The sequence below is a fragment of the Acidovorax sp. NO-1 genome (assembly GCF_000238595.1).
Taxonomy (GTDB): domain Bacteria; phylum Pseudomonadota; class Gammaproteobacteria; order Burkholderiales; family Burkholderiaceae_C; genus Acidovorax.
The window spans coordinates 1-18,961 of record NZ_AGTS01000092.1 but is presented as its reverse complement, the minus strand read 5'-3'; the positions used below and the strand labels follow the sequence as shown (position 1 = coordinate 18,961).

Genomic DNA, 18,961 nt, shown 5'->3' with positions numbered 1-18,961 from the left:
CCTTAACGCTTGGGCGGGCGCGCCAGCATTTCGGCGGTGCTGGTTTTGCGGTCGGCGTTGACACGCGCCACATGGGGGCGCTCGGCCATGCGGGCCAGGTACTCGCGCACGGGCAGGTCGGCCAGGTAGTCGCGGCCATAGATGATCTTGGTGGCCGAGCTGACCAGCGGCAGGTGCACGATGGCGGCGCAGTCCGCCATCGTGAACGTGTCGCCGCCTACGTAGGGGCTGAACTTCGCCAGCTGCCCGAAGGCGGCAATGTTTTTCTCCAGCTGGGCTCCCACCTTTTCCTTGGCGGTGTCGCTCACGGTGCCGCCAAAAAACGCCTGCGGATACAGGTTGCGTGCCACCAGCTCCAGATGGAGTTCCAGAAAAGTGATCAGCTCGCGCACCTTCGCGGCCTGGTAGGGGGCGGCGGGGATCAGCGGGTGCTCGGGATGGGCGGCCTCGATGTAGTCGGCCATCACGGACGATTCGCACAGCGGGCCCTGGGGCGTGCGCAGGTAGGGCACCTTGCCCAGCGGGCTGGCGCTGCGGTCGGTTTCGCCCACCCAGGCCAGTTCCTCGGTGAAAGGCAGGCCCTTTTCAAGCAGGGCCAGCTTGACCTTGTTGTAGTAGTTGCTGGCCGAAAAGCCGCACAGTGTGAGCATGGTGTTGTCTCCGTTGGAGGTGATGGGGAATCGAGAGCGCATCGTAGGCGTGGGCGAAAAGGCAGTGCGTCGCGCAGATGACGCCGGTCAAGGTCTGCGTATCCCCGCAGCCTACAATCCGCACCCATGCCCTCCCTGCAAACCATTCGCAGCCTTCGCTGGCTCGCCCGCTCCGTGCTGGCGTGGTTTGTGTTGTCGATGGGCGTGGCGGTGGCGTCGCCACTGGTCAACCCACAGGCCATGGAGCTGATCTGCTCGGGCTCGGGCGCCATCAAGCTCCTGATCAAGACCGACGACGGCGCCAAGGAGCTGCCGAGCCACACGCTCGACTGTCCGCTGTGCGCGCATGTGGGCGCACCGCCTCCTGTCTCTCAGGCGCAGGTGCCTGTGGTCCATCCTCTGGCGCATGCCCTGCGTCCCATCCCCGCCGCGCACATTGCTGCGCGCACCGCCGCGCCACTGCCGCCGCGCGGGCCTCCTGCCTTCTCCTGATTCGCTATTTATTCGATAGCTGTTGGCGCTTGTCCATCAAGCGCTAGCGGCCTATTTGGCTTGAAATTCAGGAGATTGCATGCGCAAAAGTCGCATGGCGCTGGCCGTGGCCAGTGCCTTTCCCTTTGCTTTCTTTGGGGCCGCGCCCGCGTTCGCGCAGGCCCCCGACAGCACCAACGCGTCGGTCAAGGAACTGGGCGTGGTCACCGTCACCGGCGGCCAGCCCACCTCGCTGCCCACGCAGATCCCGACCACCATCGAGGGCGTGACGCGCGAGCAGATCGAGCACTCGATCAACGCCACCGACAGCGAAGACGCCCTCAAGTACCTGCCCAGCTTGCTGGTGCGCAAGCGTTATATCGGCGACTACAACCACGCCGTGTTGTCCACGCGCGCCTCCGGCACGGGCAACCCGGCGCGGTCGATGGTGTTTGCCGACGGCATCTTGCTGAGCAACTACCTGGGCAACGGCCCCACCAACGCGCCGCGCTGGATGCTGGTCACGCCCGAGGAGATCGAGCGCGTGGAGGTGCTCTACGGCCCGTTTTCAGCCGCCTACGCAGGCAACTCGGTGGGCGCGGTGGTGGACTATGTGACCCGCATGCCGACGAAGTTCGAGGCGCACGGCAAGGTCAGTTATCAGCACCAGCCGTTCGATCTCTACGGCACCAGCGCCACCTACGCAGGCAAGCAGGTCAGTGCCTCGGTGGGCAACAAGAACGGCGACTGGTGTTGGTTCCTGAGCTTCAACAAGACGGACAGCGAAGGTCAGCCGCTAACCTTCCCCACCCGCCTCGTGTCCGCAGGCACCGTGGGCAGCGCAGGCACGCCCGTGACCGGCGCGGTGCCGGGCAACAACCGCAGCAACCAGCCTTGGTACCTGCTGGGCACGGCCACGCAGTACCACACGCAGCAAGACCACATCAAGGCCAAGATCGCCTACGACTTTTCGCCCACCGTGCGCGCCGCCTACACCTTTGGCTGGTGGCACAACGAATCCGAAGGGCGGCCTACCAGCTACCTGCGCGATGCCCATGGCAATGCGGTCTACAGCGGCACGGTCAACATCAATGGCCGCTCGTTTGCCCTCACGCCCACCGACTTCAACGTCTCCAACGAAGACCTCACGCATTTCATGCACGGTCTGTCGGTCAAGAGCCGCACGCAGGGCGTGTTTGACTGGGAGGTGGCCGCCAGTCTGTACGACTACCAGACCGACACCCTGCGCGCCGCCACTGTGGCGCTGCCTGCCGCGCTGAACGGCGGGGCAGGGCGCATCGTTAACAGCAAGGGCACGGGCTGGAACACGCTGGCCGCCAAGGGCACCTGGCGGCCCGATGGCGTGTTGGGCACGCACATCGTGGACTTCGGCCTGCAGCGCGACAGCTACCAACTGCGCACCATCGAGAACGCCACGACGAACTGGATCAGCGGTGATGCAGGCGCCCGCAACCAGGCCTTCAACGGCGACACGCAGCTGATCGGCCTGTGGGCGCAAGACACGTGGAAAATCGCGCCACGGTGGAAGGCCGTGCTGGGCGTCCGCGCCGAGCGCTGGAGCGCCAGCAACGGCCAGACTGGCAACGCCACCGCCACCGTGGGCCACCCCGAGCGCAACGAAACCTATGTCTCGCCCAAGGCTGCCGTGGCCTGGCAGGCCAGCGACCTGTGGGTGCTCAAGGCCTCCACCGGCCGCGCCGTGCGCATGCCCACCGTGGCCGAGCTGTACCAGGGCGGCATCAGCGGCAGCGGCACGCTCATCAACAACGACCCGAATCTGAAGCCTGAAAAAAGCTGGACCACCGAGCTGACCGCCGAGCGCGACATGGGCAACGGTTTGCTGCGCCTCACAGCGTTCTTTGAGCGCACGAAAGACGCGTTGTACTCCCAGACCAATGTGCTGGTCACGCCCAATGTGACCAACGTGCAGAACGTGGATGCCATCCGCACGAAAGGTATTGAGCTGGCTTACCAGGCCACCAACGTCCTGGTGCGCGGGCTGGAGCTGGGCAGCAGCCTGACCTGGACGGACTCCAGGATCACGCGCAACGACAAGTTCCCCGCCAGCGTGGGCAAATGGCAGCCGCGCATCCCCAAGTGGCGCGCCAGCGCCGTGGCCACGTACCGGCACGATGACAAGTGGTCGTACACCCTGGGCGCGCGCTACAGCGGCAAGCAATACAGCACGCTCGACAACACCGATCTCAATGGCTTTGCCTACCAGGGCGCCAGCCGCTACTTCACCACCGATGTGCGCGTGCGCTACCAGATCACCAAGCAGGTCAGCGCGGCCGTCGGCATCGACAACCTGAACAACTACAAGTTCTGGAACTTCCACCCCTACCCGCAGCGCAGCTACATGGCAGAGCTGAAGGTAAGTCTTTGAAAGGTAAACATCCCATGCCACGGACTACTATGAAAAACATAGCTGCTTGCGCTTTACTGATAAGCGCTGGAGGCATTTTTGGCTCTGCATCCGCCCACGTCGTGCTCGAATACCAGGTCGCCCCGGCGGGCGCAAGCTACAAGGCCACGTTCAAAGTCGGCCATGGCTGCGGCGGCTCGCCCACGCGGCAGATTGCGGTGGATATTCCGGCGGGCATGCGCGGCGCGCGGCCCATGCCCAAGCCCGGCTGGACGCTGGACGTGCAGCGCGAAAAGCTCGCACAGCCCACCACCAGCCACGGCCGCAGCATCACCGAAGACGTGGTGCGCATCACCTGGACGGCCAAGACCGCAGAGGACATGCTGCCGAACGCGCACTACGACGAGTTCGTGCTGGTGGCCACCACGCCCGCGCAGGCGGGCACGCTGTACTGGCCCGTGCGCCAGGCCTGTGCCGAGGGCCGAAACGACTGGGTGGATGTGCCCGCGGCGGGCCAGAAGCTCTCGGACCTGAAGTCCCCCGCAGCAGCGCTGGAGATTCTGCCCACGGGCGGCGGCGCTGCCCACAATCACTGACAGTCGAGCCCACGGGCCTGTCCTCACTTTCCCTTTTCACTGCAAACCGAGAGATGTTCATCATGAAAAAACTGCTTCACACCGCCGCCATCGTTTCCACCGTTCTGGCTGCCTTGGCCACGGCCCCCGCAGGGGCCCAGACTGCCACCGTCAAGGTGGAGGGCGCCTGGGCCCGCGCCAGCGTGCAGGGCCAGACAGGCACGGGCGCCTTCATGCGCCTCACGGCCCAGGATGGCGCCCGCCTGGTGCGCGCCGAATCGCCCGCTGCAGGCGTGACGGAAGTGCACGAAATGAAGATGGAAGGCGATGTGATGAAGATGCGCGCTGTGCCCGCGCTGGAGCTGCCCGCAGGTAAGACGGTGGAACTCAAGCCCGGCGGCTACCACGTCATGCTGCTGGACCTGAAGGCGCCGCTGGCCAAGGACAGCGCGGTGCCCATCACCCTGGTGTTCCAGGACGCCAAGGGCGCCGAGAGCACGCTCAACCTCAGCGTTCCCGTGGCCACCATGCCCCCGGGCGGCGGCGCAGCGGCGGGCCATGGGCACGGCCACGGCCACAAACAATGAGATGTGGGGCGGGAATCTGCCCCTTCCGGCCGCGACGCATTGGAGTAAGCTGTGACCCCATCACAGACCCACCTCTTGCGGAGCGGCCATGAGCGATACATCGAATTTCGGTTTCGGCAAACTCGTCCCCGGTTTTGACTTTTTGCAGAGCCTGGCCAAAGGGGCGTCCAGCAGCATCCCGCAGTTGCCCAACCTGTCCAACTGGGTGGCCCCCACCATCAGCGTGGAAGAGCTGGAAAAGCGCATCGACGAACTCAAGGCCGTGCAGTTCTGGCTGGAGCAGAACTCGCGCGCGCTGGCAGCCACCATCCAGGCGCTGGAGGTGCAGAAGATGACCCTGGCCACGCTCAAGGGCATGAACTTCAGCATGGGCGATGTGGCCAATGCCTTCAAGCTCAAAACCGCCGACACGGTGATGAGTGGCGTGCAGAAAGCTGCCGACACCGTTACCGGCGCGGCCGAGGCCGTGACCAGCGCCGCCGCCCGCGTCACCGGCCGTTCGGCCGCTGACGAAGAGGAAACCCCGGACGAGGCCGAGACGGACGCCGAGCCCGCCGCCAAATCCAGGCCCAAAGCCAAAGGCAAGACCTCGGCCGCTGCCGAGCCTGCCGTGGTGGACCCGATGCAGTGGTGGGGCGCGCTCACCAGCCAGTTCCAGCAGATCGCTGCCAACGCCATGAAGGATGCCGCCAAGCAGACGGCCATCGACACCACCAAGAACATGGCCACGGGCCTTGCCAAGGAAGCCCTCAAGACGGCCACCGGCATGGCCAGCCAGTTGGCCGCCAAGGGCATGCAGACCATGCAGGGCGGCACCAAGCGCGGCGCAACGTCGGGCGCCGCCAGGAAGAACACCGCAGCGAAGAAACCCGCAGCGCGCAAGACGGCCACCACCAAACCCGCCGCCAAACCCGCACCCAGGAAAGCCAGCAGTAGCCGCACCACGGCGGCTCGCAAGCGAGCGGGCTGACCGCCGCGCACGCAAGGGCGCGCCGCGCCCGGCACGGAGACTCCCACCATGAAACTCTTCCCCACCGGCCACGCCACCCACCCCCAGTGGCGCATGGCCGCTGCGCTGGTGCTGGCGCAGCTGCGCGCCCAGATGGCGCTGCCCGACTATGCTGCGGCACCCACGCTGGGCCTGCTGTACATCACCGACCACTATGCCAACGAGGCGCAGGCGCTGCTCGACTACCTGAGCGCCGAGCTGCCCGAGGTGACCGACTGGAGCGGCACCGTGGGCGTGGGCGTGTCGGCCAACAACGCAGAGTACTTTGACGAGCCCGCCCTGTCGGTGATGCTGCTGGATGTGCCCGCGGACCAGTACCGCGTGTTCTCGGGTGTGGCGCCGCTGCCTACCCATGCGCCGCACCCGGGCAGCGGTTTTGTGGCCCATACCGCCCTGGTGCATGCCGATGGCCGCACCCCCGAACTGGCCGAGCTGCTGACCGAGATGGCGGCACGCACCGACACGGGCTACCTGTTTGGTGGCCTGTCTGCCAGCCGCACCAGCAGTGTGCAGTTTGCGGTGGGCGGCGATGGCAACATGGCCGGGCAGGGCGGCGCCAGTGGCGTGTTTGATGGCGGCCTGTCGGGCGTGGCGTTTGGCGCCGGGGTGGCGCTGGTGTCCCGCGTCACGCAGGGTTGCCAGCCTGTGGGCACCCTGCACACCATCACCGAAGCCCAGGAAAACGTGGTCCTGCAACTGGATGGCGAACCGGCCCTGGATGTGCTGCTTGATACGCTGGAGGTCTCGCTCGACGGCGACCCGCAGCCTGCCTTGCGCAAGGTGCGCGCCACGCTGGCCGGGCTGGTCAGTGCGGGCACGCAGCCGCAGGGCCAGCGTCGCACCGGCCACTTCGGCACCGACACGCGCGTGCGTCACATCGTGGGGCTGGACGGCAGCCGCCGCGGCGTGGCCCTGGCCGACCATGTGGAGCCGGGCATGCACCTGGCGTTCTGCCAGCGCAATGTGGCGGCGGCGCGCGCCGACCTCATGCGCATCTGCGCCGAGATCCGCGAGGAGCTTTCGCCCGAAGAGCTGGAGCCCGCGTCGCTGATGTCGTCCTCTGGTGAAGATCGCGCAGATGGTGCGGCGGCGGCTCACCGCGCACCGGCTGTCAACGCGGCGCCGCAGACCGGGCGGCGTATCTGTGGCGCCATCTACGTGAGCTGCTCCGGCCGTGGTGGCCCGCACTTTGGCGGGCCCAGTGCAGAACTGCAGATCGTGCGCCATGCACTGGGGGACGTGCCGCTGACAGGGTTCTTCGCTGGCGGGGAGATTGCGCACCACCACCTGTACGGCTACACGGGTGTGCTCACGGTGTTCGTGGACAGCGGTAAGCCCTGAGAGCAGGCTCTGGGACTTTCAGGCGCGCGTGGGCATCACATGCACCCGCGCCAGGTCCAGCCGTACGCCCACCGTCTCTCCCACGGCCAGCCCCTGGCGCAGGGCCCCTGACAATGTGAGCATCAGCCGCGCACCCGGCACCGCCGGAAGTATCAGGGTGACCAGCGATATCTCGCCCAGGTGGCGCGCTTCCAGCACCTCGGCCTGCCAGTCACTGGCATGGGGTGCAGCGCCGCCGTCCAGCAGGGTGATGGCGTCGCTGGGGAGGACCCAGCTCACGGCCTGGCCGGGGGCGATGCGGCCTTTGTCGCGCACGGTCAGCACGGGGGCGTCCGCCGCGTTGCCGTGCCCGTCCCATCGCAGGTGGCCCGTGCCCGCCGTGCCTTCGGCAGAGCCCAGCCACAGGCCCTCGAACCGGTTGTGGATGCCCACCAGGTCGGCCACGCGGGCGTTGCGCGGGGCATTGTGGATGGCGGCCGGCGTACCCTGCTGCAGCACGTGCCCTGCGTCCATCACCACCAGGTGGTCGGCCAGCATGCGGGCCTCGTTCAGATCGTGCGTGACCAGCACGATGGGCACCGCCAGCTCTCGCCGCAGATCGGCCAGAAGGCGGTACAGGCCCTCGCGGTTCATCTGGTCCACGGCAGAAAACGGCTCGTCCAGCAGCATCAGCCGGGGCTCGCGTGCCAGCGCCCGGGCCACCGCCACCCGCTGCTGCTGCCCGCCCGAGAGCGCAGCGGGCCGCCGTGCCTGCTGCCCCGCGCTCAGGCCCACATGGTCCAGCCAATGTCGGGCCTGCCGCGCGCGCTGCTCGGCCGGCAGGTGCAGCAGCGACAGCGCCACATTGCCCAAAGCGCTCAGGTGCGGCATGAGTGCGTAGTTCTGAAACACCAGCCCCACATGGCGGCGTTGCGGTGGCACGAAAATGCCCTGTTCCGTGTCGCACCACACCTCCTGGCCCACCACCACGCGGCCCCTCTCGGGCCGCATCAGGCCCGCCAGAATGCGCAGCAGTGAGGTCTTGCCCGCCCCCGATGGCCCCACCAGCGCCAGCAGCTCGCCGGGGCCGCAGCGCAGGCTGCCGCTCAGCGCCATGGGCAGCATCTGCGACACCTCCAGTTCCAGGGCCATCGTCGTACCCTGCATGGACATATCACTCATCGTCGCACCGTCATGCGGGCCGATGCGAAGAACGAGGCCGCCACGGCCAGCAGCGAGAACACCACCAGCAGCAGTGCCATCTGGTTGGCGCCCGCGAGGTCGAACGCCTGCACCCGGTCGTAGATGGCGATGGCGATGGTCTGCGTCTCGCCCGGAATGCTGCCGCCCACCATCAGCACCACGCCAAACTCGCCCAGGGTGTGCACAAAGGTCAGCACCATGGCCGACAACACGCCCGGCCAGGCCAGCGGCAATTCCACACGCCAGAAAGTCTGCCAGGCGCTCAGGCCGCAGACGGCGGCGGCTTCGCCCAGGTCGCGCGGAATGGATTCAAAAGCCCGTTGCACCGGCTGCACCAGGAACGGGATGTTGAAAATCACCGACGCGATGAGCAGCCCGCCAAAGTTGAAGGTGAGTTGCACGCCCAGTGCCTCCGACATCCACTGGCCGAGGGGCGATGCGCCACCCAGCGACACCAGCAGGTAGTAGCCCAGTACTGTGGGAGGCAACACCAGCGGCAGCACCACCAGCGCCTCCACCCACGACTTGCCCCTGAAACGCGTGTAGGCCAGCCAGCGCGCCAGCAGCAGCCCGCCGGGCAACAGCACCAGCAGCGTGAAGGTGGCCAGTTTCAGCGAGAGGGTCAGCGCTTGCCAGTCCATGGGTGGTGCGATGGTGTAGGAGTCAGTCCTGTGGCATCACGAACCCATAGCGTGCCATGACCGCTTGGGCGGCGGGGGTGCCGATGTAGTCGTAAAACGCGCGGGCCGCCGGGGGCGCGCCCTTGGTCAGCACCATGCGCTGCTGCAACGGCTGGTGCCAGTCGGAGGGAATGAGCTGGAAGGTACCCAGCCTGGCCACGGCGGGCGCCAGTGCGAGCGACTGCGCAATGATGCCGCCCTGGGTGGAGCCCGAGGTGGCGAACTGCGCGGTCTGCGAGATGTTCTCGCCCAGCACCAGCTTGGGTTGCAGTGACTCCCACAGTCCTGCATGCTGCAAAGCCTCCCTGGCACGTGCTCCGTAGGGTGCGTGGGCAGGGTTGGCAATGGCGAATTTGCGCAGGCGCCCGTCTTTCAGTGCCGCAGCCAGGTCCTGAAGCTGGCCGTCGGCCCTCAGGGGTGAGCCCGCAGGCACGATGATGCCGATGCGCCCGCGTGCATAGGCGCGGCCCCGGTCCACGGTCTTGCCGGCATCGGCGAGCTCGTATACGAACCCTTCGTCAGCTGACATGAAAAGGTGAAACGGTGCGCCCTGCAGGATCTGGGTCTTGAAGTTGCCAGAGGACCCGAACACCAGCCGCAGCTTGTGGCCCGTCGCTTTTTCAAACTGCGGGGCCAGTTCTTCTAGGGCGAACTTGAGGTCGGACGCCGCAGCGACGGTCACCGGGGCCTGGGCATGCAATGCCGGTGCCAGTGCCATGCCAAGGCACAGGGCTGCACACCAGTTTCTTCGGCGGAGTAAAAACAATCGCATGGCAGATCCTTGAGGCGCTGCTGGTTCAGCCACGGGGGCCCGGGAGGCGATCCACCTGCAAGTGTCAGTCGGACGGCTGTTCTTCAGCCGCCGCCTTTTCCTCGGGCGTCAGGCGCGTAGCCAGAATCTTGTCGATGGTCTTCCCGTCCATGTCCACCACCTCCAGCTTCCAGTCTTCCCACTGTACGGTATCGGTCACCTTGGGCAGGCGGCCTGTCAGCAGCATGATCATGCCGCTGAGCGTGTGGTAGCGGCCGCGCTCTTCTTCGGGCACGGTGTCCAGGTTCAGGCGGTCCTTCAGCTCGGGCACGGGGATGTGGCCGTCCAGGAGCCAGCTGCCGTCTTCGCGTTGCAGCGCCCATGAGGTCTCGGGGTCGCGGGGCTGGAACTCGCCGGTGATGGCTTCGATCAGGTCCTGCAGCGTGACGATGCCCTGCACCTCGCCGTATTCGTCGATGACAAAGGCCATGTGCACGTCCGACAGGCGGAAGTTGTCCAGCAGCTCCATGCCCGTGATGGTTTCGGGCACATACAGCGCCGTCTGCAAGGCCTGTTCGGCGAGGCCACCGCGCGCCTTGTCGCGCAGGGTGCGCGACAGCCACTGGCGGGCGTTGATCACACCCAGGATGTTGTCCATGCCGCCACGCACCACCGGGAATCGCGCGTGGTCGGATTCTTCGATGCATTTGAGGTTGTCTTCGAACGAGGCGTCCACATCCAGGCACACCACATCGCCGCGCGGCACCATCAGCGAGCCGATCTGGCGGTCGTCCAGCCGGAATACGTTGCGCACCATGGTGTGCTCGTGTGACTCGATCACGCCTGCGGTGGTGCCCTCGACCAGCATGGCGTGGATTTCTTCTTCGGTCACCGGACTGCCGCTGGTTTCCTTCACACCCATCAGGCGCAGCAGGGTGCGCGTGGAGGTGGACAGCAGCAGCACAAACGGCTTGGTGGCCAGCGCCAGAAAATTGATGGGCCGCGCCACCAGGCGGGCAAAGGTCTCGGGGTATGACTGGCCGATGCGCTTGGGCACCAGTTCACCCACGACGATGGAAAAGTAGGTGATCAATACCACCACCAGGCCGGTAGCTGCATAGCTGCCAAAGGGCATGGGCACACCCAGCGACTCCAGCCAAAGCGCCAGGGGCCCCGCCAGGGCTGCTTCACCCACGATACCGTTCAGCACGCCAATCGACGTGATGCCGATCTGGATCGTGGAGAGAAAGCGTGTCGGGTCTTCGCCCAGCTTCACAGCGGCAGCGGCGCCGCTATCGCCCTCATCGATCAGCTTCTGCAACCGGGCCTTGCGGGCCGTGACCAGAGCGATCTCTGACATGGCAAACAGGCCGTTGAGGAAGATGAGGGCGAACAGTATTGCTATTTCCATACAAAGGGCGCCTTGCGCGCCCTTGGGTGTTGAGATGCTACGGATTGTACGGAAGGGGACTTTCGTCCACGGTGAACGCCGGTGTCAGGGTCACCACCCGCCGAAAGAGGCCGCAATGCGGGCTGTCGTCAGCCGTCGTCAGCCGCCTTCGGTGGGCAGTCCTGCCGCATCCCACTCGGGCAGGCCGCCGCGCAACCAGTACACCGACTTGAAGCCCTTGGCTGCTGCCACCTTGGCGGCCTTGTAGGATTTCCAGCATTCGGCGCCATTGCACGCAAAGATCACGGGCTTGCCCTTGTCGAGATTGGGCAACTTGTCGAGGGCCTGGAAGTCATCCTGCGCAGCGTTGAAGGCCACATCCTTTAGGCTCTTTTCCACATACGCCGCAAACAGGGCGCCCCGGATGCGCTTGGCCTTGAATTCCTTTTCGGTGCGCGTGTCCACCAGGGCAGCGCCCTGCGCCAGCAGGCCCTGGGCTTCCTTGGCGGTAATGCGGCTTACTCCGGGCAGGCTGGTGGGCGTGAAAAGGCCCAGCTCGGCAACGCGGCGGTATTCGATGGATTCGGGGCGCACGGTGACCAGGGGCAGACCACTGGCGGTGGACGACGTGGCAAACCACTGTGCCAGGCGGCCCCGCGTTTCTGCGGGGATGTCCTTTTTCACGACCACCGAGAAGCCGCCGGGCACGAGCTGCGAAGTGGCCAGCAACCGCAGATTGCCGGACTGCGTGGAAGCCCACTGCGCCCAGTCGTCCTCGCGCACCACGGTGGCGTCGGCCGTGCCCAGCATGAGGGCCGACAGGCCCGCCTGCGGAAACTTCTCGTACTGCACGGCGCGCAGATCCTGAAACGAAATCCCGGCCTCGTTGAGCATGCCGCGCGCCATGTAGGTGTACAGCGAGTCCTGCTGGGGCAGATAGAGCCTGCGGCCCTTCATGGCGGCAACGGCATCCACCTGCTGCAAAGCCACGAGCAGGTATTTTTCGGATTTTTGCGTGGTCCCCACCAGCTCGTAGCCACGGTCGAGTGCCGACGCCGCCACCTGCGCGGGACCAATGAAGATGTCGTAGCCCGCGCTGCGCGTGGCGCGCATCACATCGGCCAGGTCATCGCTGGTCACCAGCGTCACCGACTGCCCGGCGGCCTTGGACAGGCCCGATTCCGCCGCCGTCCGCAAGATGGAGTGCGCCGCCTTGCGCTCGGTGGGTTCCACTGCCACCATCGTGGAGAGCTGGGCCAGTGCAGGGCCACAGATCAGGAGCAAGCTCATCAGCGCAGCGGCACGGGGGCGTATGGGCTTCTTCACGGCGGTCATGGCGTCATTCCTTGTAATGTGCAAACGAACCGTCAAATATGCGCACTCAGCACGACGTGTCTACGAATGTTTCCATGTTTTTGCATGTTTTACGTTCGCTAACGCAATGTTTCACCCCTGGTGCCCAGGTGGTCTACAAAATGCCGTTTGGTCGCGACGCGCCCTGGTGGCTGCGCCGTTCCTGCCGTCCCCCTTTTCATCTTTGGAGACCTTTCCATGAACGATTTCACCAACCTGCCGCGCCGACACATGCTTGCCGGCAGTGCCGCTGCTTTGAGTGCCCTGGGCCTGGCGGGATGGGCCGGGGGCGCGCGGGCCCAGCAGGCGGCTGCCGCCGCCAAGCCCTTGCCGGCCTACGCCAACTGGAAGACCCCCGACGCGCTGATCGTGCACAGCAGCAACACCCTGGAGACGCGCCGCTCCGCATTCGGTACCAGTGTCATCACCCCGTCGAACCAGCTCTACGTGCGCAATAACCTGCCAGCGCCCGATGTCGCTGTCCTGAACGACCGCGACGCCTGGTCGGTGTCGATCGAGGGCGTGAAGAACGCCCGCAGCCTCACCGTGGCCGAGCTCAAGACCCTGGGCGTGGAAACGGTGGCCACCGTGCTGCAGTGTTCTGGCAACGGGCGTGGCTTCTTCCCCAGCAAGCCCAGCGGCACGCCCTGGCAAGTGGGCGCCGCTGGTTGCGTGGTGTGGAGCGGCGTGCCGTTGCGCAACGTGGTGGCAGCTCTTGGCGGGCTGGCAGACGGAGCTGCCTACCTGACCGGCACGGGCGGTGAGAAGCTGCCCGAGGGTGTGGATCCGCTCTCCGTGCTGGTCGAGCGCTCGGTGCCCGTCAAGGCGCTGGATGACGCGCTCCTGGCCTGGGAGATGAATGGCGAGCCGCTGTCACTTGCACACGGCGGCCCGCTGCGGCTGGTGGTGCCCGGCTACCAGGGTGTGAACAACATCAAGTACGTCAAGCGCGTGGCCTTCACCAGCGCACAGTCGCAGGCGCGCATCATGTCGCACGGTTACCGCATGTCGCCACCGGGCTCCAAGGCCAGCCCCGACCAGCCCTCGGTGTGGGAGATGGGTGTGAAGTCCTGGATCAACGGCCCGCTGCCCGACAAGGGCGCGATCAAGCCCGGCCAGGTGCAGGTGCACGGTGTGGCCTTTGGTGGCACGCGCAGCATCAAAAGTGTGGAAGTCTCGGTCGATGGCGGCAAGACCTGGCAGGCTGCCCGGCTCATCGGGCCGGACCTGGGCCCTTTCGCATGGCGGCAGTTTGCATTGCCCGTGCGCCTCGATGCGGGCACCCATGTGCTCACCAGCCGCGCCACCGACACGGCGGGCAATGTGCAGCCCGAGCAGCGCGAGGAAAACCTGGGCGGTTACAACAATGCCAGCTGGCGTGACCACGCCGTGACGGTCACGGTTGCCTGAAATGGTGTGGTTCTTCCGGGCCCGCAGCGCCGGGCTTGCCCTGGGGTTGGCCAGTGCCTGCGCGGCGGGCTGGGCTGCCGACCCGGCCGAACTGGCGCGGGGCAAGGAGCTGTTCACCAAGATCCAGCCCGCCTGCGCCGTGTGCCACACGCTGCAGGCGGCCGGTGCCGAGGGCCAGGTGGGCCCGGTGCTGGATGAGCTGAAACCCGATGCCGGCCGCGTGCTGCGCGCGCTGAAGGCAGGCATCGGCGTCATGCCCTCCTATGCCGAGCGCATGAGCGAGAAGGACATGCAGGCGGTGGCGCAGTTTGTGGCCCACGCCACGGGCGCGGCCAAGTAGGCGCCGCGTTTTATAGCGGTTGCAGCGTTACCTTCGCTGCAACCCGGCGCAAATTCAGGCCGCGGTGCGCGACGGCACCAGCGCCGCCCCGGCTGCGCGCCCTTGCAACCCCTGGAACGCAAAGTCCACCTCGGGCACCCGGCCACTGACGATGTCGGCCAGCGCCTTGCCCGAGCCACAGGCATGTGTCCAGCCCAGTGTGCCGTGGCCGGTGTTGAGGAACAGGTTGCCCACTTTGGTCTTGCCAATCAGTGGCACATTGCTCGGCGTGGCCGGGCGCAGGCCGGTCCAGAACTGGGCCTGGCTCGCGTCGCCCGCGCCGGGAAAGAGTTGCTCCACACGCCGCACGATGGCCTCGCAGCGCACCTGGTTCAGATTGCGGTCGTAGCCGTTGAGTTCGGCCGTACCTGCAATGCGCAGGCGGTCGCCGCCGCGTTCGCTGGTGTAGCGCGAGAACACGAGCTTGAACTCGTCGTCCGTCAGGCTCACCTGGTGCGCCATCGATGCGTCCTTGACCGGCATGGTCACCGAATAGCCCTTGGCCGGGTAGATGGGCAGGCGAATGCCCAGTGGCTGGGCCAGCAGCGGGCTGAACGAACCCATGGCCATCACAAACGCATCGCCGCGCACGCGCTCGAAGCGGCCCTCGGCGTTGGTCACTTCCACATGGTCAATGCGGCCGCCTGCCTCGCGCAGTGCAGTGATGTGGTGGCCCATGCGGAACTGCACGCCCGCTGCCTCGCACAGCTTGGCCAGTTCGCGGGTGAACAGGTTGGCGTCGCCCGATTCGTCCTCTGCCGTGTAGGTGGCGCCCGCCAGCTGCGGGCGGATGTGGGCCAGCGCGGGTTCGAGGCGCACGGCTTCGTCGGCGCTGATCACCTGGCGCTCGCAGCCGAGCTGGCGCATCTGCTCGGCCGGTGCCAGCGCGCCGTCGAATTCCTTCTGGTTGGTATAAAAGTGCAGGATGCCCTGCGTGCGCTGGTCGTACTGGATGCCGGTGGCGGCGCGCAGCTGCTGCAGCGTGTCGCGGCTGTAGGTGCCCAGGCGCACGATCTGCTCGATGTTGTGGCGGGTGCGTGCCGGAGTGCAATTGCGCAGGAACGACAGGCCCCACAGCCACTGGCGCATGTCGGCGCGGATGCGGAACAGCAGAGGCGCATCTTCCTGGCCGAGCCACTGCAGCACCTTCAGCGGGGCACTGGGGTTGGCCCAGGGCTCGGCATGGCTCACCGAGATCTGGCCACCGTTGGCAAAGCTGGTCTCGGCGCCGGGCGTGCCCTGGCGGTCGATGACCGTGACCTCATGGCCGAGCTGCTGCAGGTAGTAAGCCGATGTCACGCCGAGCAAGCCGGCGCCCAAAACGATCACGCGCATTTTTGAAGCCTTTTAAGGGTTCAGCGCTTGATGGACATGCGTTGGCAGCTATTATTTAAATAGCAACAGCTGGCGCGCGTCTGCCAAGCTGCCGCTCCCCCTGTCCTTGGTACCTGAGAGATTCACCGCGCAGCCCACATGGCGCGCGGTTTGCTCCTTCGGTGCGCCACCACGCCAAGTGGGGTGGGGCGGCTCTCCAGACGGCTTTGATGAATGGTTGCAGTACGGAACCTGAGCGTGTATGGGAGTTTGCGCCTTCGGTGCAGTGGCGGGCCTCCAGCCCGTCCTGCTCTCCTGCGAGGCCGATTCTAGGGGTGAAGCCATTGCTTCAACCCGCCTTGCCGCGCTAATGCACCGCAATCGTTGCTGATGCAGGCGACGACCCGCCCGCACGCACCCGGGGGGCGGGTGGTGCGTTGGCGCGGTGGTGGTTCAAGCGTGCTCACTGGCGGTAGGGGTTGTCCGGGCGGCGGTCGTGGCGGTTGGGCACGCCGTCACGGTCGCGATCGCCGCGGTGGGCCATGCCATCACGGTCCCGGTCGCGGTGGTCGCGGTGGTCGCGGTCATAGCGGTTCGGGACGCCATCACCATCGCGATCCCAGCGGCTGGGGCGCAGCTCCCAGCGGCCACCGTGCTCGACCCAGCGGGCCTCACGGTAGTGGTAGCCGGGCCGCGCCTTGATCCAGTGGCCCTGGTTCCAGACATGGCGGTGGCCGCGCCATTCCCAGTGGCCAGGCACCCACACCATATTGCGGCGGGGGCGCGGCATGACTTCGTAGCGTGCGGGCGGAGGCGCATGCTGCACCACCACAGGCGCCGGGCTCTGGTAGTGGCGGGCTTGTCCCGACTGGATGACAACGGTGGCGCTGGTCTGTGCCTGCGCCACCCCTGCGGCACCCAGCGAGAGCAGTGCGATGGAAAGGGCGGCGATTGCGTTGCGGGCCATGATGATCTCCTTGAGAAAGGCTCCCTGCGGAACCGGAGACTTCATCGTGCAGGCCCATCGTCAAGCCGCTGTAGGCAGATTGCGAAGTCTTGTGAAGTTGTGTTTCTCTGCGCGAGCCGTGCGCCCTGGCCCCTCAATGCCATGCCACCAGCGCGGCAATGGCGAGCAGCGCGGCCCAGGCCGGGTGCCGGCCGCGCGTGGCGCCGAGCACCAGCAACGCGCTGGCCAGCAGCGCGACCACGGCAACCTGCGCCAGCCACGGGCGCAGATCGACATCGGCGGGTGCGTTGGCCAGGCGCCACAGCAGGGCACTCAGGGCCCAGCCCAGGATGGAGGCCAGATGCCATGTGGCCCAGAGAATGCGCACCTGCCATTCCCGCAGCACGGGGTGCCCGGCCGTGGGCACCATGCCCCGTGTGCGCAGCGTGCGAAACACCATGACCTCGCCCAGCACCGAGTGCGCCACGCCCACCAGGGCCAGGCCCCCGGCCGCCATCATCAACAGCATGTTCATGCAGGGTTTGCTTTTTGTGAAGGATTCAGACGACCGGTCTGGTAGCGGCTTCGTCGCCATCCACTGCCAGAAAGTCTGCGCGGCGGGTGTGCACCCGGGCGCCCAGGCCGGTGAGCAGGTGCATGAGGCCCATCCACATGCGCTCGAACGAGGGCATCTCGCCCGGCACCTGCAACAGGTGCTGCCCCAGTGCGCGCTGGTGCCGTGCGGGCGTGATGGGGGGCGGCGTCTTGGCGCCGAAGTCGAAAACGGGCCGGGTGAAGGGCTCGATCTGCCAGGCCTGCATGTCGGCCAGCGCGGGGGCAAGTTCGGCGGTGTAGGTTTGCAGGGCGAGGTCGGCTTTCACGAGGCCCAGCGCCTGGTAGGCCTGCAGCACCAGCGCATCGCGTTGCGGGTCGGTGGGGGCGCGCAGCAGCGCTGACCACGCTTTGGCCACCTGGGTGCGAAAGTGTGCCGACAGTTCGCGCGTGCAGCCAAAGTCCAGCACGCCCACCGTGCCGTCCGGTGCGAACAGGAAGTTGCCGGGGTGCGGGTCGGCATGCACCCGGCCCAGCACAAAAATGCAGTGCATGAACCAGTCCCACAGGTGTTGCCCGGCCCGGTCGCGCTCGGCCTGCGCGGGCTGCGTCGCCAGCCAGGCGAGCAGGGGTTGGCCCGGCAAAAACTGCTGTGTGAGCACCTGCGCCCGGGTGTGCGAAAGGATGGGCTCGGCCAGCACCACGCCCGGCCGCGCGGCGTGCCGGGCAAACCACTGCAGTTGTTCGGCCTCCTGCAGGTAGTCCACCTCGCGCAGCAGCGTGGCCTCGATCTCGTCCATGACGCTGGCCACCACGGCGTCTGCGGGCATGGGCATGCCGGTGTGCGCCAGGGCGCGCAGGGCGGTGCGCATGAGCTGCATGTCGCTGGTGATGGTGGCGGCGATGCCGGGGTATTGCACTTTCACGGCGACGGTGCCATGCCCCGCAAGCTGCGCGCGGTGCACCTGCCCCAGGCTGGCAGCGGCAAAGGCGGTGGGCTCGAAGTGGTCAAACAGCGCCTCAGGCTCCTGCCCGAACGCCTGGCGGAACACGCGGCCCACCAGCGCGCGGTTGAGCGGCGGGGCCTGGTGGTGGGCACGTGCGAGTTCTTGCCGAACGCCGCCGGGCAGCAGGTCGGGGTGCATGCTGAGCAGTTGCGACACCTTGAGCGCCGACCCGCGCAGCTGCCCCAGCGCGCCAAACAGGATGCGGCCCAGCGTGGCTTCGTGGTCGGCCTGCGCCTGGGCCGATGGTGTGCGGGCGCGGTGCCCCAGCTGGGCCACGCCGATGCGGGCGGCGGCCAGGCCCGTGATGGCACCGCGGGCGATGCGGCTGGTGCGCGGCGGCTCAGCGCTGGCCATGGCGGGGCGCGGCGGCCAGGCGCTGCAGCATGCTGCGAACGATCAGCCGATGAAATGGCGTGATGACTGCCATGTACGCGTGGCCCAGTGTGTTGTGGATGTGCACCACCGTGCTGAGGACCACGCTCGCAGTGCCGCCGGGCGGGGCCGGGTGCTTGGTCAGGGACACCTGCACATCAAGATGCCGGTCGTCCTGCCCCATGACCACTTCGGCATCGCTCAGGTGGCGGATCACGAAGATACCCACCCGGTCACCCACGCGGTAGCTGCGCGCATCGGATGGCGCGCCTCCGCTGGCCGGGCGATGCATGTCCTGCAGCTGCCCCACGCCCTTGAGCCCTACCAGCCGCACCAGCCTGTTGCGCACCGCCAGCAGGTGCTCCGTCCAACGTGGTGTGCGGGCCAGCACGTCCAGCCAGGTGTGCAGCGCGCTGGTGGCGGGGCGCGGATCGGCCACCGCATAGGCATCAAAAAAATGCGCGCCGGGCAAGGTGGCGTGGATGGCGGTGCCCGCCGGCACTTGCACCACGCGTATGGGGTGGGTGGTGGTCATGCGGCTTTCCTCCTGCGGGGGGCGGTGGGTGGGGCGGGTGTTTGAGTGGGGGCCGGGGCGGGCGCCGCGCT

General features: G+C 66.9%; 19 protein-coding genes and 1 riboswitch. Of the genes, 8 read left to right on the top strand and 11 right to left on the bottom strand.

The genetic code is table 11. The features are described from left to right. Positions 1-2: 2 nt before the first annotated feature. The gene (locus KYG_RS15130) at positions 3-650 is read right to left on the bottom strand and encodes a glutathione S-transferase (protein ID WP_008905795.1); all 648 of its coding nucleotides are present in this window, start codon (positions 648-650) and stop codon (positions 3-5) included. Positions 651-776: 126 nt separating this feature from the next. On the opposite strand from KYG_RS15130, the gene KYG_RS15125 reads away from it, so the two are divergent. The 6 genes from KYG_RS15125 (at position 777) to KYG_RS15100 (ending at position 7,019) form a co-directional block, all read left to right on the top strand. Beyond that, positions 777-1,142, top strand: coding sequence for a DUF2946 family protein (locus KYG_RS15125; RefSeq protein ID WP_008905794.1), 366 nt, complete (start codon positions 777-779; stop codon positions 1,140-1,142). A gap of 79 nt (positions 1,143-1,221) precedes the next feature. Then, positions 1,222-3,528, top strand: coding sequence for a TonB-dependent receptor (locus tag KYG_RS15120; RefSeq protein ID WP_008905793.1), 2,307 nt, complete (start codon positions 1,222-1,224; stop codon positions 3,526-3,528). A gap of 101 nt (positions 3,529-3,629) precedes the next feature. Beyond that, positions 3,630-4,103 carry a YcnI family protein gene (locus KYG_RS15115; RefSeq protein WP_008905792.1) on the top strand — a complete coding sequence of 158 codons (474 nt, stop codon included), beginning with the start codon at positions 3,630-3,632 and terminating at the stop codon, positions 4,101-4,103. 62 nt (positions 4,104-4,165) lie between these two features. After that, a complete protein-coding gene (locus KYG_RS15110; protein WP_050813868.1) occupies positions 4,166-4,669 on the top strand; it encodes a copper chaperone PCu(A)C in 504 nt (167 codons plus the stop codon). An 88-nt stretch (positions 4,670-4,757) separates the two neighbouring features. Beyond that, entirely contained in the window at positions 4,758-5,639 is an 882-nt protein-coding gene (locus KYG_RS15105; RefSeq protein ID WP_008905790.1) for a PhaM family polyhydroxyalkanoate granule multifunctional regulatory protein, read from the top strand. A 48-nt stretch (positions 5,640-5,687) separates the two neighbouring features. Beyond that, positions 5,688-7,019, top strand: a complete 1,332-nt coding sequence (locus KYG_RS15100; RefSeq protein WP_008905789.1) for an FIST N-terminal domain-containing protein — start codon at positions 5,688-5,690, stop codon at positions 7,017-7,019. An 18-nt stretch (positions 7,020-7,037) separates the two neighbouring features. Here the strand turns inward: KYG_RS15100 and KYG_RS15095 are convergent, their stop codons facing one another. From KYG_RS15095 to KYG_RS15075, 5 genes are all read right to left on the bottom strand, one after another. Further along, the gene (locus KYG_RS15095; protein ID WP_237707274.1) at positions 7,038-8,180 is read right to left on the bottom strand and encodes an ABC transporter ATP-binding protein; all 1,143 of its coding nucleotides are present in this window, start codon (positions 8,178-8,180) and stop codon (positions 7,038-7,040) included. Next, positions 8,177-8,842: a molybdate ABC transporter permease subunit gene (gene modB / locus KYG_RS15090; protein ID WP_008905787.1), complete on the bottom strand. Its 666-nt coding sequence runs from the start codon at positions 8,840-8,842 to the stop codon at positions 8,177-8,179. Before modB ends, KYG_RS15095 begins: the two co-directional genes overlap by 4 nt. A 22-nt stretch (positions 8,843-8,864) precedes the next feature. After that, positions 8,865-9,599 (bottom strand): molybdate ABC transporter substrate-binding protein, encoded by a 735-nt coding sequence (modA, locus tag KYG_RS15085; RefSeq protein ID WP_008905786.1) that lies wholly within the window; start codon positions 9,597-9,599, stop codon positions 8,865-8,867. A 118-nt stretch (positions 9,600-9,717) separates the two neighbouring features. After that, a complete protein-coding gene (locus tag KYG_RS15080; RefSeq protein WP_008905785.1) occupies positions 9,718-11,043 on the bottom strand; it encodes a hemolysin family protein in 1,326 nt (441 codons plus the stop codon). Between the two features lie 138 nt (positions 11,044-11,181). Continuing rightward, a complete protein-coding gene (locus tag KYG_RS15075) occupies positions 11,182-12,357 on the bottom strand; it encodes a PhnD/SsuA/transferrin family substrate-binding protein (protein WP_008905784.1) in 1,176 nt (391 codons plus the stop codon). Between the two features lie 216 nt (positions 12,358-12,573). On the opposite strand from KYG_RS15075, the gene KYG_RS15070 reads away from it, so the two are divergent. Then, entirely contained in the window at positions 12,574-13,785 is a 1,212-nt protein-coding gene (locus KYG_RS15070; protein WP_008905783.1) for a sulfite oxidase, read from the top strand. A gap of 1 nt (position 13,786) precedes the next feature. After that, positions 13,787-14,125 (top strand): cytochrome c, encoded by a 339-nt coding sequence (locus tag KYG_RS15065; RefSeq protein WP_008905782.1) that lies wholly within the window; start codon positions 13,787-13,789, stop codon positions 14,123-14,125. A gap of 54 nt (positions 14,126-14,179) precedes the next feature. Here KYG_RS15065 and KYG_RS15060 read toward each other — a convergent pair whose 3' ends face one another. From KYG_RS15060 to KYG_RS15040, 5 genes are all read right to left on the bottom strand, one after another. Beyond that, the gene (locus tag KYG_RS15060) at positions 14,180-15,499 is read right to left on the bottom strand and encodes a D-amino acid dehydrogenase (RefSeq protein WP_008905781.1); all 1,320 of its coding nucleotides are present in this window, start codon (positions 15,497-15,499) and stop codon (positions 14,180-14,182) included. A 90-nt stretch (positions 15,500-15,589) separates the two neighbouring features. Next, positions 15,590-15,709, bottom strand: a riboswitch (glycine riboswitch). Between the two features lie 232 nt (positions 15,710-15,941). Next, positions 15,942-16,445 (bottom strand): YXWGXW repeat-containing protein, encoded by a 504-nt coding sequence (locus tag KYG_RS15055; RefSeq protein WP_008905780.1) that lies wholly within the window; start codon positions 16,443-16,445, stop codon positions 15,942-15,944. A gap of 133 nt (positions 16,446-16,578) precedes the next feature. Beyond that, positions 16,579-16,959: a hypothetical protein gene (locus tag KYG_RS15050; protein ID WP_008905779.1), complete on the bottom strand. Its 381-nt coding sequence runs from the start codon at positions 16,957-16,959 to the stop codon at positions 16,579-16,581. 25 nt (positions 16,960-16,984) lie between these two features. Further along, positions 16,985-18,337 carry an AarF/ABC1/UbiB kinase family protein gene (locus KYG_RS15045; RefSeq protein ID WP_008905778.1) on the bottom strand — a complete coding sequence of 451 codons (1,353 nt, stop codon included), beginning with the start codon at positions 18,335-18,337 and terminating at the stop codon, positions 16,985-16,987. Continuing rightward, positions 18,324-18,961 (bottom strand): DUF2867 domain-containing protein (locus tag KYG_RS15040; protein WP_008905777.1); only part of this gene is annotated, 638 nt, incomplete at its 5' end. The genes KYG_RS15040 and KYG_RS15045, both read right to left, overlap by 14 nt.

What these genes read in the sequence shown, in the direction of transcription:
- KYG_RS15130 (WP_008905795.1), bottom strand. Translation starts at nt 650, where the DNA reads ATGCTCACACTGTGCGGCTTTTCGGCCAGCAACTACTACAACAAGGTC.
- KYG_RS15125 (WP_008905794.1), top strand. Translation starts at nt 777, where the DNA reads ATGCCCTCCCTGCAAACCATTCGCAGCCTTCGCTGGCTCGCCCGCTCC.
- KYG_RS15120 (WP_008905793.1), top strand. Translation starts at nt 1,222, where the DNA reads ATGCGCAAAAGTCGCATGGCGCTGGCCGTGGCCAGTGCCTTTCCCTTT.
- KYG_RS15110 (WP_050813868.1), top strand. Translation starts at nt 4,166, where the DNA reads ATGAAAAAACTGCTTCACACCGCCGCCATCGTTTCCACCGTTCTGGCT.
- KYG_RS15105 (WP_008905790.1), top strand. Translation starts at nt 4,758, where the DNA reads ATGAGCGATACATCGAATTTCGGTTTCGGCAAACTCGTCCCCGGTTTT.
- KYG_RS15100 (WP_008905789.1), top strand. Translation starts at nt 5,688, where the DNA reads ATGAAACTCTTCCCCACCGGCCACGCCACCCACCCCCAGTGGCGCATG.
- KYG_RS15095 (WP_237707274.1), bottom strand. Translation starts at nt 8,180, where the DNA reads ATGAGTGATATGTCCATGCAGGGTACGACGATGGCCCTGGAACTGGAG.
- modB (WP_008905787.1), bottom strand. Translation starts at nt 8,842, where the DNA reads ATGGACTGGCAAGCGCTGACCCTCTCGCTGAAACTGGCCACCTTCACG.
- modA (WP_008905786.1), bottom strand. Translation starts at nt 9,599, where the DNA reads ATGGCACTGGCACCGGCATTGCATGCCCAGGCCCCGGTGACCGTCGCT.
- KYG_RS15080 (WP_008905785.1), bottom strand. Translation starts at nt 11,043, where the DNA reads ATGGAAATAGCAATACTGTTCGCCCTCATCTTCCTCAACGGCCTGTTT.
- KYG_RS15075 (WP_008905784.1), bottom strand. Translation starts at nt 12,357, where the DNA reads ATGACCGCCGTGAAGAAGCCCATACGCCCCCGTGCCGCTGCGCTGATG.
- KYG_RS15070 (WP_008905783.1), top strand. Translation starts at nt 12,574, where the DNA reads ATGAACGATTTCACCAACCTGCCGCGCCGACACATGCTTGCCGGCAGT.
- KYG_RS15065 (WP_008905782.1), top strand. Translation starts at nt 13,787, where the DNA reads ATGGTGTGGTTCTTCCGGGCCCGCAGCGCCGGGCTTGCCCTGGGGTTG.
- KYG_RS15060 (WP_008905781.1), bottom strand. Translation starts at nt 15,499, where the DNA reads ATGCGCGTGATCGTTTTGGGCGCCGGCTTGCTCGGCGTGACATCGGCT.
- KYG_RS15055 (WP_008905780.1), bottom strand. Translation starts at nt 16,445, where the DNA reads ATGGCCCGCAACGCAATCGCCGCCCTTTCCATCGCACTGCTCTCGCTG.
- KYG_RS15050 (WP_008905779.1), bottom strand. Translation starts at nt 16,959, where the DNA reads ATGAACATGCTGTTGATGATGGCGGCCGGGGGCCTGGCCCTGGTGGGC.
- KYG_RS15045 (WP_008905778.1), bottom strand. Translation starts at nt 18,337, where the DNA reads ATGGCCAGCGCTGAGCCGCCGCGCACCAGCCGCATCGCCCGCGGTGCC.